The organism is Nitrobacter winogradskyi, from assembly GCF_006539545.1.
Taxonomy (GTDB): Bacteria; Pseudomonadota; Alphaproteobacteria; order Rhizobiales; family Xanthobacteraceae; genus Nitrobacter; species Nitrobacter winogradskyi_A.
This window is the reverse complement of the sequence record NZ_BJNF01000042.1, coordinates 104,996-115,561: the sequence shown is the minus strand read 5'-3', so window position 1 is coordinate 115,561 and position 10,566 is coordinate 104,996. Positions and strand designations below refer to the sequence as shown.

Genomic DNA, 10,566 nt, shown 5'->3' with positions numbered 1-10,566 from the left:
CGCAGCGCAGGACGCCACGGCGGTCACTGGCCATCCGACATATCCTCCGAACCCGATGGCGCCGTCGACGACCGCAATCCAAAGAAACGGGGACCATTCCATCTGGTGCCCGCAATCTTCGTGGCGATCTCGGACAGGCTGGCGTAGGTCTGGCCTTCAAACGCAAAACCATCCGCCACGACTTTCACCCGAAAGGTCGTGCCCCGCCAGGTCCGCACCAGTTCTGAACCGGCCTTGATCCTGCGGGGCAACTCCAGTTTGCCGTTCGGTTTGCCTCTCACTGCCTTGACCAATTGCCTCAACAACCGGCTGCTGTCCTTGGAGAGCCCGCCATAGGCGCGCTCCTGAATCCGTTGCGCGATGCTTCGTCGGAGTAAGTCAGGGCCGAACGCCTTGGGCGGATCGGACCGGAATAGCTCGCGATATCGTAGTCTTAAGTTCACAATCGGCATCAATGGAAGTTTTGCCAGTTCGGCTTCGACAATCCGATCGCTACCGACAGGGCGTACCGGCCGGATCATGACGAGGTCTGAGCCTTGATGCGATAGGTCCGATTACGGCCGTCCTTCCGTGACTCGATCCTGAGTTTGAGCTTCTTCTTGACAACGCCGGACAGAAAGCCGCGCACCGAGTGCGGCTGCCAATCGGTCGCCTCGGTGATCTCAGATGGCCCCACGCTCTTTGTTGTCCAACCGGGCCGTTAAGAATTTCAGAGAGAATGGCTCCCAGAGCCTGTCCAGCTATTCAGCTAAGGCCATTATTCCATGAATGGCCAACCTCGCTGCTCTACCGACGCTATTCCTGCGTAGCCAAGAATCGCCCAGCTCGGTCCGGCGATTCATGTGTGAGCAAGTGCGAGATTAGTCTTGAGCAGTGGGGTCGTCAACTTGGTAAAAGCAGTTGATCGAGTGTCCGATATCCATCGATCGAAGCATAAACGACGGTGTGGGCCATTACCTCGGAAAGACGACGATAAGCGGAGCAGCAAAGCTAAATGTCGCACTGGGCAAAGCTCAGATGTCAGCGGCTGTCGCCAGTTTTTCCAGGAAGTCGTGTCGTCTCAAGAATAAATGGTCATCTTCTGCACGCGCAACTCTGCGTCGTTTTGCGCGTTGAGCAACGGCATGAACATTATCGAACCTGTCAAGCGGTTGGCCAAGAAGGCGACCGGCATTGGCCTTCCGAGCCGGGAGGAAGCGCTCGCCTGCGTGCGGAAAGTCCGTCCCTCTCAGATGAAGTTCCGCGACGATGGCTATATCCCGAACAACCCCAAGTTTCCGCTGCTTCACTACCGGAAAGCCCTTCAGTTCGGTCGCAAGCACGATCCGGCCGCTGTCCTGGAGAATGTGTTCGACGTCAACGGCTGGGGCGAGGCCTGGCGCAACGGGATTTATGATTACGTCCACTATCACTCGATGATCCACGAGGTGCTTGGGATCGCTCGCGGCTCCGGCACGCTGCAGCTTGGTGGCAACAAGGGCAAGACGGTGAAGGTTGGCGCCGGCGATGTTATCGTGGTTCCCGCCGGCGTCGGCCATGAATGTTTGAAGGCAAGTGCAACGTTCCTGGTGGTCGGCGCCTATCCGCCGACGGGCACTTACGATGAATGCCGCGGTAGCTTTCAGGAGCGAGACCAGGCGATCAAGGCCATCGGCCGGGTAGGCGTGCCCAAACAGCATCCACTTTATGGAAGCTACCAGCCACTCTGGTAGGCGGCTTCGTCTCTAGTTGCTTCCCCACCTGCCCCGCATTCGCGCCTCATGTCGATCGGCGCACGCGTCGATCGCGCTGCGTCAGAAGCTGCTTGCGGTCGCGGCCAATGACGGCTCTGGAAATGATTCGTCATCGCATTCGGGATGAAGCGCGTGCGCTGTGCATATTCGTCCGTTATTAAAGCAAAGGATAAGCCTGCCCTTACCGATAAGCTCGAGGCCGTCGCAACTGATCGGAGCTTTACGGGAAATGCCCCAGGCGGCCCGATCCGATGGTCAACAATGCGTTCGTCGGAATGGCAGCCCCTAAGCCGAAATATGTGGTTGAAATCTCTATGATCACTTCACCGGCGGACGCTTTCGGCACGGTGCATCGATCTTGAGGTGGCGGCCCGACAAGAAGCCGCGTCAATGTACCTTCGAACAGCTCAACCAAAAGATCGACCTTCGGCTGATGGCCGTCATCATCCCATAGCTCACCCCGGATCATGAACCGAGCCGTCGCACCAAAGATTTCAATCCCCATCTCGCGTACCATAAGCTGACCGCGGTCAGGATCCACACAATCGCCGAACATAGAAACGCGGGCACCGCGCCATAAGGCGAGACGGCTAGGAAAACCACGGCAAAAGTCACCATCGCCACACTGCCGAGCGCAGCGCCTGCGGCATCCAGTGCAGCAGCTTTCCGGCCCCGGCACTCTCCGCGGCCTCCCGCGTTCCGCTTGCGACGAATTTCATGCCGCTCGATCAGCGTGGCGCTGGCGCAGAAAATCACCGGAAGTGCTAGGAAGAGGCCTCCAATTGAGGCGCCAAACGCGGAGCTGATAAGTCCGGTGAGCACAGTGGCGGCTCCGCCCAGCGCGAAGCGGATGAGATACTCGTACCAACGTCCATCGGAAAGCGATGATGTCGAGAGCTGAATCTGCATCACTATCCCCGAATGACCGCATGCAATCCGAGGGCGACGACCAGCCAAACCGGAAGCGAGGCCAGTGTCGCTGTCAGGGCACCGGCGCGGGTACGCATTAAGATCTGGCAAACAGCGATGCTGTAGCAGAGCAAGGCGATGCCTCCGAGAACCATTGAGCTTGCCTGAACGCCGGCATACAGGGAGCCGTATTGAGCCCAGGCGATGCCAAGCGTGGCAAGCGCGACGGATGGAGCGGCGCCGAACAGTCCCGCAAAGCTCTTGGGCCGAACAACGTCTCCGATGATGGCGAACAGCGAGATTAAGAGGCCGCCAACGATAAAGCGCACCATATACTCGGTCATCGCTTCCGCCCCCGCGAAAGAACACGACGGAAGTATGCATCCGGGTAGCCGGTGAAGCGACGAGCCGCGCGCTCCAGAACGGCGCCGATCGTGAAACCGACGACAACGTCAGAGAGCCAATGAGCAAGAATCGCGACCCTCGTCGCGGACAGCCCGACGGCGACGCCCCAGATCGGTAGCTTATATCGTGGGGGGAGCACTGAGGCGACGGAAGCAAGCGCGCCCATGTGAACCGCATGACCCGACGGAAATGCATCAAGCCTATCCCCGGACAACGGGATGCCATGAAGATGACCTCTCAACGTCTTTCGATCAGGACGAACCTGATCGAAAACGAGCTTCAATCCGTGCGGGAGTGCCGCACTCGCCGCCGCGACCAGGAGCAAGTGGCTGCTTGCAGGACGAAGTGGCGAGCGGCTGATTGTCAGGGCGATCCATGCCGCCGCCGCGCAACCCAGCAATAGATGTTCGTCAGCACCCCAACTCAACCCGCCTGCAACTTCTTCCGGTACCGGACTCGCCCCTGAAGCGATCTCGTTCGCAAGACCCTCGTCGATCGAGGCGGGTTTCACGCGAAATAGAGCCATCATGGCGATCCGTCGTGTCAACGAATAACCGCCAATTCGCCATCGCATAAATTAGTTCCGGTCAAGGCCTTTGTCCCGGAGCATCGGCCTCAACGCGGAAGAGGGAAGCCGATTGGATCAACCAATCGTTCGAAGTAGTCGGTAATGGAACGTTCCTCGACCGGATGCATTGAAGCGTCCGAGGACTTGCGCCGTTGTCATCCTCCGGCGCCTCATTCCGCCGTTCCATCTGAGGCGCATAGCGAGTTTTCAGAATGAGCAAGATCGAGGAGGACTTCATGGCGTGGCCTCTCAAGCCTCACCCTTGATGGTGTTTTTGATCCAAAACTCTCAGAACCGAGATGGCGCCGCCATACAGGCCAAATTGGATGAGCTGATCCGCGTGAGCACCGCGCGCAACTCATTCGTCGGGATTGAGCATCTGACCGACGAGGAGCTCGACGATATTCGAAGCAGGTGCGAGCGTCTGGCCAAGGTTGAAAAGTCAGCGAAAAGGCCGTCCAATTGACCGGCAAGAAGGCCGGTCAGGCCGCCGACCGAGCCACAGATTGAGTGTAAAAATTCTACTTTGGCTCGGGCAGATTACCTGAAGCGATAAGTCCTTCCAGTTCGGCGGCTTGACGATCAATCGTTTCAGCAAGGCGAGCAAACGTTTCGCGCTTCTCCAAATTCGTGGCGAGTTTGCTGATGAGCCTGCATTCCTCAGCTTCTGTCCGCAGCTTTTCTGCCCATTCCCTAGTGTCTTTCATGTGCTCGCTTCATCGGTGAGGGACGTCTGTGTACACGGGGGTAGATTACACTTTTAAGAATGCTTCGGAGGGATTTTCTGAATCGCAATGCAAAAAGCGGATCGCTGCCGCGTCAGCTACGACGCTCGCAGCCTGCAGGTGCGCGCTCATTGTCGAAGAGATTTCGGGCGATGAAGATTCAGGTGACACCGAACAGCTGATGATCGGAGCCGTCGTCCGTGACCTCGTTAAATCGTAGCCTGATCAGCAGGGGGGCAACTTCGGCCGCCGCCTTGTGTTGAGCCTTCATGCACTGTCCGGTCCGTTGGAAGGCGCTGCGCTCTATCGCGATCTGCCGAGAAATTGGAACCTCCGGCGAGGGCCGCGCTTGTTGCGTTCCGTAGAGGAGCGTCGAATGAGCCAAGCTGATCAAGATCAAATAGCGCCGCCGGGTACTGAGGCCGAAATGACCCCCCAGGCCGATCACGGCGAGGAGAGCTATTGCGGCTGCGACAAGCTCACCGGGCGGGTGGCTGTAATCACAGGAGGCGACAGCGGCATCGGCCGGGCCGTGGCTATCGCATATGCGAGGGAGGGCGCGGACATCCTTATCAGCTACCTCAACGAGCAAGAGGACGCAGATGCCAGGGAGACGGCGCGCCATGTCGAAGCTGCGGGGCGCCGCTGCGTGCTGGTGTCCGGCGACATCAGCGAGGCAGCCCACTGCAGGGCCATCATCGATCGGGCGGTGGCCGAGTTCGGACGCATCGACATTCTCGTCAATAACGCGGCGTTCCAGCGCACCTACGAGTCGTTGGATGAGATCTCCGAAGAGGAGTGGGATCGCACCTTCAGGACTAACATCGCGGCAATGTTCCACCTGGCAAAAGCTGCGGTGCCTCACATGGGGCTGGGGTCATCGATCATCAACACGACCTCGATTCAGTCAGACAAGCCCAACCCGATACTGCTGGCCTATGCCGCGACCAAGGGCGCAGTCTCCAACTTTACAGCGGGCCTGGCTCAGATGTTGGGTAACAAGGGTATCAGGGTCAACGCGGTAGCGCCCGGTCCGATCTGGACGCCCTTGATTCCCTCGACCATGCCGCCTGAGAAAGTGAAGAACTTCGGCGAGGACACGCCTCTTGGCCGTGTCGGCCAGCCCAGTGAGCTCGCCGGCATCTTTGTCCTGCTCGCGTCCGATGAGGGCAGCTACATGAATGGGGGAATCTATCCGGTCACGGGCGGAAAGCCGCTGCTATAAAGCAGTGCCGACTTCGACGGAAGATCGCATCGAGGCGTGACGTTACTCCACGACTCTGAGACGAAAGCCCCACGGTATTCGCTCGGCGGCTCCGACAGCGCCAGCCTCATCGATTATCTTCAATATCTGATCATGAACCGGTCGCCGTTTTCGAGGTATTTGGAGATCGAGCTTCTCGCCCAGTACCCTATCAATGTCCAACATGAGCTTGAATCCAGAAGCACCTTTGCGAGCACATCGGCATTGCTGCGAGGCGAAACTCAGCGGCAATCTCCGCCGATTTCGCATGTCGAAGCCGCCCAGGCTTTCCGTCTTGTGAATCGAATATTGCTGCATCGTGCCGATCCCCATTTTCTTTTGGTTGTACGCGGGCGAGGCCATGACAACAGCCGATGATTTGAATCGATACATTTAGAAAACATTGATATTTACGAATCTTAAATGGAACCGAGAAAGCATCCTCCAATCATCACGCGGCGGTCTGGAGAGCGGGTGAACCAGCTTTCAGTTCGAGCGTGGCAATGGTTGCTGTGAGATTGTCGCGCCGAATACGTAGCGATCGCGCCAGCGGCGGGTAAGCAATGCTGTTTGGATCGAACGACTTGCTTCGTTCTTCCTCCGCCCGTATCTCCAAATCCAACTGTCGAAGTGTCCTATCAAGATCGCCGATCAACGACTCTACCTGCGCCGCATCGACCACACCATCCGTTCCAGAAACAAAGCGTTGTGCCATTGGAGTACTCCTAGCTGCATTGGTTTGATACAAATCGCCGGTCCACCCGGGCCTTGATGATGACTTTGCAAGATTGCCGCCAACTTGGTGATCGAGGGCGCACCCAATAGCCAGATCGGACAGTCGACGGACTGCAACTGATGACAAGGAATTTTGGAACGGAGCCGGCCGCAGGATTTTGACTCGCGCGAAATCGCAGTCAGGGAGAGAACCATGAAAAAGATAACCGTAATGACGGCGCTGGCATGCACGCTGGCTCTTGGTACCGCTCAAGTTTCGTTTGCGCAGGCCGGCGGAGGTGGCGGTGGGGCAGGTGGCGCCGGCAGCGGAAGTGCTGGAGCAGGCGGTGCTGGTGGTAGCGGTGCCGGCGGGAATACTGGCACGGGTGGAGGATCGGCCGGTACAGGCGGCATGACTGGTGGCGCCGGCACTGGCGGCGCAGGCGCCGGCGGTATGAGCACCGGTGGTATGGGAAGCACCAATACTCCTGGCACTTCGACCGACAGCGCACCTGGACGACTCGGTCAGCCGCTGGTTGAACAGGGATCGGGATCCACACGTTCACCGGGCCAAGCGGGAACAGGTTCGTCCAGCCCCTCCAGCCCTAGGTAACGCGTGCGACGCTCCTGAGATATCGGGCGTCCTAGTTTTAAACGGTAGGCGTCTCAGCCATGGCAAGACAATGGACGACCGATGATGACCGGAAGCTCTCCCATATGAAGAAATGCGGAAAGCCTGTCTCCGTGATCGCTAAGGTTTTCCGCACGACTGAGGCGTCTGTTAGCAGCCGGTGGTACGCACTCCAAAGATCCATGTCTTCGGCAGATCTCGACGCAAATCGCCGGCCAGCCAACCCATTACTTTCTCATATCGAAACGGGTCGCATTCGACGCACGTGAGACTACGGGGACCTTTTCCCGGTTAGCGCCGACGCCATGATTATCGATTGTACCGCAAACGGAGCGTTTTGTGGGTTGGCCCATCTGCTGCGGCGGTGCCGTACCGATAGGTATCCTTGCCGCGCGCACTGCCAAGCGCGTTACAGGGCTGACGCTTACAGCCGCACTAGACATTGCCGGATGCGCTGTGCGCAGCAGCGGCCCGGCGATCTCAATCCGAGAAGTTGCCTATCGATCGTGCGTAAAGGTATCGGCGATAGCGCGAAGCAGCGGTCCTGAATCATTTCGGCGGTTGAAGCTCCGGCGAGTTGATCCAGTTGTAAATTTCAGTAGCTTCATCGGCCTGTGCGATCTTCTTGAAGAGTGCATCTCACTCAGGCCCTGGCGCCATCGCCTCTGCCTGCTCCCGAACCTGGTCGGCCCAGGCTGCAAGGCGAGCCAGAAAAGTAAGTTGCTTCAAACCATGACGCTCGGCCATTGCCGCACCTCCACCGTTTGAACACCAGTGGAGTTCTAACGTTGAAGAATACTTCGGGCGATCAAATTTCTCATGGCTTAGTCACCTCTGGGGTGCGGGAGATCGTCTCGCTCAGCAATCACCGGGCTTTAACGCCCTACTTCCGCCTGTCGGCCTTCCTTCCGTCCGATCGGCCAGGAACGTATGCTCGATTTCGGACTTGGTTGTCAGGACCGTATCGGAAAGGACCTCGGTGTAGAATGTGTTGCTAAACGATCTGACGGTGATCATTCTGATGTATTTTATCTTGCCGCTTTGGCTGGTGGCAGGCTTTGCTGACTGGCTCTGTCACCGCGCGAGTCACATCGAAACGACAAGCGGTGCAAAAGAGTCAATGCTCCATCTTCTGATGTTCGCGGAAGTTGGGTTCCCGCTGCTTGCCGCCATGTTCTTGGACATCAACGGTCTGATTATCGCCTTTATGATTGTGATGTTCTTCGTTCACGAGGCAACGGCACTGTGGGATGTGAGTTATGCGACGACATTTCGTACGGTCACGCCTATCGAACAGCATATCCATAGCTTTCTCGAGATAATACCCTTGATGGCGATCGTCAGCGTAGTGTCGCTACACTGGCAACAGTTCCTGGCGGTGTTCGGCGCGGGATCGGAAACGTTGCGTACTGACGTAAGCTGGAAGCCCGACCGCTACCGATCCTTTATGTCACCACCATTCTGAGCATGGTCCTGCCATTCGAATTGCTTCCCTATTTGGAAGAGTTTTGGAGGGGGCTGCGCGCCAATCGAGGCAGACTCGTTCCGACCATGACGAAGGACGCCAATTCGGATTAGATCAAACGCCCTGCCACCGGGCTGCATGATCCGTCTCTGCTGGCGCGCGGCCAGGCTTGCGGCCTAACATGACGATCACGACGGCGATGCCAGCTTAGCCGCGGTGCAGAAAGCCAGTTTCGTATCGTGGGACGACTGTTATGACAGATACGCCGAACCGGTTGATTGCTAAAACAATGAGGTCGATGAAACGCCTCAAGGATCTTGAGAAAGAGAACGGCCGGCTGCGCAAGGCTGGGTCGGACCTGACGCTGGAGAAGCTGATCCTGAAAGAGGGTTGCCTCGGAAAACCTCTGATCCCCTCCCGCCGTCGCCGTTGCGTCCTGACGCCGAGCAAATCGATATTTTGAGTGAGCCAAAAAAAGCTGAGGCAGTGAAAGAGATAGATGCTTGGGCAGCCGCCCGGGCGCCCGCGCGCTCTGCGAAATAATAACCTCGCCGGCCTATAGCGAAGGATTACCGCTTAAGCCGAAGAACTGGAGCCCGCGGGACTCGCTTCGAGCCTATGTTAGCGTATGCGGACAACAAAATGGGAGAACAGGCATGTCAGACGCAACTGATGTCGGCGGCATCTTGGGCGGAGCTCGACTGCGAAGCGAAGAAAAAGACGGGTAGGACAATGGAAGAAGCGGAAAGAGCTGGACCGAGAAGATAGCGAAGGGCGGTGTTGATCAACCGTAAACGCATTAAGTTTCCGATCTTACGGTCGTGGAAAAAGTGCTTCGAGCTTCGAAAGGCACCCGCGGCGTTAACGATCAACCACTGATTGGTTTCCTCCCGGGAAACCGCGGCCGTTTTGGGGCGTTAAGCCAAGTCGCCCAATCCGCCCACATCCCCCGTTAGGCGCCTCAAGAGCGAAGTCTGAGCGAGAAGAGGACTTTAACATGTCGACGAAAAATAGAGCCCCCAGGCCGACCCAAACGACCAATAACAGGACAAGAACAAGCGGTAGGACCCGAACAAAAAGCAGGCCGGGAGAAGGGGACGTAGGACCAAGAATGGAAGATATGCGGACTGAAGGATCGCGGATGCAAGTGCCGGCGCTGCCCCCGCAGCAGCCTCAGCCAGTAATCAGTATTGTAGCGGTCGAACAGCTTCTACGGGCTTATGGCTGCGCGGCCAATGTGTGCGGAGACGAGCACGGGCGAGTGATAGCCACGGCAGCCAACCCGAGAATGCAGCCGGAGGTGGATAGGCGACTGCAAGACGTGCTAAGAATGCAGATCAATACCGAGCCCCCTCGAAAGAGCAGGCGCTGACAACTTACGCCTCCCCCTGTTCCGTTCCCTTCACGTTTAGGCGGCAATCAAGGTACTGGTCCATGATCAGTCTTCTAAGGACGAGCGGTGGGTGGCATCGAAAGGTCAGGTACTGGCTTTGTCTTTATTTCGTCCAGTGCTCAGAAATTCGACGTCTAGTCCAAAAGGAACAAACGGCAGCGCCGCAGCGTTGGTGGGCTGTTCAACCAAGAACTTATTTATGAAGATAGTCGCCTTTAGCGCGCTGATTGCCCTTGCCGGCGCAAGCGGTGACGGTCGACGAATACTACGTTCTGCGCGATCCCGATTCCAAGAAGTGCACCATCGTGGAGCATAGGCCGGCCGTGGCGACGAGCATCGTCGACAACGGCATCTTCAAAACGCGGACCGACGCCGAGGCCGCCATCAAGACAATGGAAGAGACTGCAAGTCTGACGACAATTGAGGGGCACCCGCGTTTCCCCAAAAAACTCACTTCAGGCAGCGCTTTGCCTTCGCGATCTTCACGTCCGAAACTCCCGCCGCTTTTGCGACAGCTTCGGCCTTTGCCTCGCCGACCGCAGCGACCACAGTTCGCACGTCAGTGCAGGTGGGTATGTGTACACGAAGCCATTCTTTGATGGCCGCAGCGGATACATCGGCATGGGCCTTTTCACCAATCAGACAGGCCAACCCGAAACCAGCCGAGACAGCGACTGCGAGAAAGAGACGATGCCGTTTCATTTCAGCGCGAACCTCGCTCCGTGCAGGTGGACGATCTTACCCTAGCAATTGACGACTTGGGGTGAATGTACGCCGGCA

At 57.6% G+C, this 10,566-nt stretch carries 13 protein-coding genes and 3 pseudogenes; 7 read left to right on the top strand and 9 right to left on the bottom strand.

The window, feature by feature from the left end:
* Positions 1 to 23: 23 nt before the first annotated feature.
* Both NWI01_RS09110 and NWI01_RS09105 read right to left on the bottom strand, forming a co-directional pair.
* On the bottom strand, positions 24 to 521 hold the full coding sequence (locus tag NWI01_RS09110; RefSeq protein ID WP_141383541.1) for a DUF2924 domain-containing protein: 498 nt from the start codon (positions 519 to 521) through the stop codon (positions 24 to 26).
* Positions 518 to 676: a DUF3489 domain-containing protein gene (locus NWI01_RS09105; RefSeq protein WP_141383540.1), complete on the bottom strand. Its 159-nt coding sequence runs from the start codon at positions 674 to 676 to the stop codon at positions 518 to 520. Before NWI01_RS09105 ends, NWI01_RS09110 begins: the two co-directional genes overlap by 4 nt.
* Before the next feature lie 448 nt (positions 677 to 1,124).
* On the opposite strand from NWI01_RS09105, the gene NWI01_RS09100 reads away from it, so the two are divergent.
* Positions 1,125 to 1,712, top strand: coding sequence for a cupin domain-containing protein (locus NWI01_RS09100; RefSeq protein ID WP_141383539.1), 588 nt, complete (start codon positions 1,125 to 1,127; stop codon positions 1,710 to 1,712).
* A 165-nt stretch (positions 1,713 to 1,877) separates the two neighbouring features.
* Positions 1,878 to 2,187: pseudogene (locus NWI01_RS19615) on the top strand (ATP-dependent DNA ligase); the annotation flags it as partial.
* An 11-nt stretch (positions 2,188 to 2,198) separates the two neighbouring features.
* Here NWI01_RS19615 and NWI01_RS19610 read toward each other — a convergent pair.
* The 3 genes from NWI01_RS19610 to NWI01_RS09080 are packed head-to-tail and all read right to left on the bottom strand — an operon-like array spanning position 2,199 to position 3,576.
* A complete protein-coding gene (locus NWI01_RS19610; protein ID WP_141383538.1) occupies positions 2,199 to 2,642 on the bottom strand; it encodes a hypothetical protein in 444 nt (147 codons plus the stop codon).
* 2 nt (positions 2,643 to 2,644) lie between these two features.
* Positions 2,645 to 2,986: a DUF3147 family protein gene (locus tag NWI01_RS09085; RefSeq protein WP_141383537.1), complete on the bottom strand. Its 342-nt coding sequence runs from the start codon at positions 2,984 to 2,986 to the stop codon at positions 2,645 to 2,647.
* Positions 2,983 to 3,576 carry a phosphatase PAP2 family protein gene (locus NWI01_RS09080; protein ID WP_307723460.1) on the bottom strand — a complete coding sequence of 198 codons (594 nt, stop codon included), beginning with the start codon at positions 3,574 to 3,576 and terminating at the stop codon, positions 2,983 to 2,985. Before NWI01_RS09080 ends, NWI01_RS09085 begins: the two co-directional genes overlap by 4 nt.
* A 301-nt stretch (positions 3,577 to 3,877) precedes the next feature.
* Here NWI01_RS09080 and NWI01_RS09075 point away from each other — a divergent pair.
* A pseudogene (locus NWI01_RS09075) lies at positions 3,878 to 4,125 on the top strand (low affinity iron permease family protein); the annotation flags it as partial.
* 11 nt (positions 4,126 to 4,136) lie between these two features.
* Here NWI01_RS09075 and NWI01_RS09070 read toward each other — a convergent pair.
* Positions 4,137 to 4,322, bottom strand: a complete 186-nt coding sequence (locus NWI01_RS09070; protein WP_141383536.1) for a hypothetical protein — start codon at positions 4,320 to 4,322, stop codon at positions 4,137 to 4,139.
* A 394-nt stretch (positions 4,323 to 4,716) separates the two neighbouring features.
* Here NWI01_RS09070 and NWI01_RS09065 point away from each other — a divergent pair, with 394 nt between their 5' ends.
* A complete protein-coding gene (locus NWI01_RS09065; RefSeq protein ID WP_141383535.1) occupies positions 4,717 to 5,565 on the top strand; it encodes a glucose 1-dehydrogenase in 849 nt (282 codons plus the stop codon).
* Positions 5,566 to 5,607: 42 nt separating this feature from the next.
* On the opposite strand, the gene NWI01_RS09060 is transcribed toward NWI01_RS09065, so the two are convergent.
* Together NWI01_RS09060 and NWI01_RS09055 are read right to left on the bottom strand one after the other, a co-directional pair.
* Entirely contained in the window at positions 5,608 to 5,946 is a 339-nt protein-coding gene (locus tag NWI01_RS09060) for a hypothetical protein (protein WP_141383534.1), read from the bottom strand.
* A gap of 88 nt (positions 5,947 to 6,034) precedes the next feature.
* Complete coding sequence (locus tag NWI01_RS09055) at positions 6,035 to 6,298, bottom strand: hypothetical protein (RefSeq protein ID WP_141383533.1); 264 nt, start codon at positions 6,296 to 6,298, stop codon at positions 6,035 to 6,037.
* A 259-nt stretch (positions 6,299 to 6,557) separates the two neighbouring features.
* Between NWI01_RS09055 and NWI01_RS18845 the strand changes: the two genes are divergently transcribed.
* The 3 genes and pseudogenes from NWI01_RS18845 to NWI01_RS18840 all read left to right on the top strand — a co-directional run.
* Positions 6,558 to 6,713 (top strand): hypothetical protein, encoded by a 156-nt coding sequence (locus NWI01_RS18845; RefSeq protein WP_181410419.1) that lies wholly within the window; start codon positions 6,558 to 6,560, stop codon positions 6,711 to 6,713.
* Between the two features lie 1,224 nt (positions 6,714 to 7,937).
* On the top strand, positions 7,938 to 8,393 hold the full coding sequence (locus tag NWI01_RS09045; RefSeq protein ID WP_307723459.1) for a diguanylate cyclase: 456 nt from the start codon (positions 7,938 to 7,940) through the stop codon (positions 8,391 to 8,393).
* Between the two features lie 298 nt (positions 8,394 to 8,691).
* Positions 8,692 to 8,829 (top strand): annotated as a pseudogene (locus NWI01_RS18840) (IS3 family transposase); the annotation flags it as partial.
* 1,407 nt (positions 8,830 to 10,236) lie between these two features.
* On the opposite strand, the gene NWI01_RS09040 reads toward NWI01_RS18840, so the two are convergent.
* Complete coding sequence (locus tag NWI01_RS09040) at positions 10,237 to 10,488, bottom strand: hypothetical protein (protein ID WP_141383531.1); 252 nt, start codon at positions 10,486 to 10,488, stop codon at positions 10,237 to 10,239.
* Positions 10,489 to 10,566 lie beyond the last annotated feature (78 nt).

Excerpts from the sequence above, each read along its gene's own strand:
- NWI01_RS09110 (WP_141383541.1), bottom strand. The coding sequence starts at position 521 with ATGATCCGGCCGGTACGCCCTGTCGGTAGCGATCGGATTGTCGAAGCC.
- NWI01_RS09100 (WP_141383539.1), top strand. The coding sequence starts at position 1,125 with ATGAACATTATCGAACCTGTCAAGCGGTTGGCCAAGAAGGCGACCGGC.
- NWI01_RS19610 (WP_141383538.1), bottom strand. The coding sequence starts at position 2,642 with ATGCAGATTCAGCTCTCGACATCATCGCTTTCCGATGGACGTTGGTAC.
- NWI01_RS09085 (WP_141383537.1), bottom strand. The coding sequence starts at position 2,986 with ATGACCGAGTATATGGTGCGCTTTATCGTTGGCGGCCTCTTAATCTCG.
- NWI01_RS09080 (WP_307723460.1), bottom strand. The coding sequence starts at position 3,576 with ATGATGGCTCTATTTCGCGTGAAACCCGCCTCGATCGACGAGGGTCTT.
- NWI01_RS09070 (WP_141383536.1), bottom strand. The coding sequence starts at position 4,322 with ATGAAAGACACTAGGGAATGGGCAGAAAAGCTGCGGACAGAAGCTGAG.
- NWI01_RS09065 (WP_141383535.1), top strand. The coding sequence starts at position 4,717 with ATGAGCCAAGCTGATCAAGATCAAATAGCGCCGCCGGGTACTGAGGCC.
- NWI01_RS09060 (WP_141383534.1), bottom strand. The coding sequence starts at position 5,946 with ATGGCCTCGCCCGCGTACAACCAAAAGAAAATGGGGATCGGCACGATG.
- NWI01_RS09055 (WP_141383533.1), bottom strand. The coding sequence starts at position 6,298 with ATGGCACAACGCTTTGTTTCTGGAACGGATGGTGTGGTCGATGCGGCG.
- NWI01_RS09040 (WP_141383531.1), bottom strand. The coding sequence starts at position 10,488 with ATGAAACGGCATCGTCTCTTTCTCGCAGTCGCTGTCTCGGCTGGTTTC.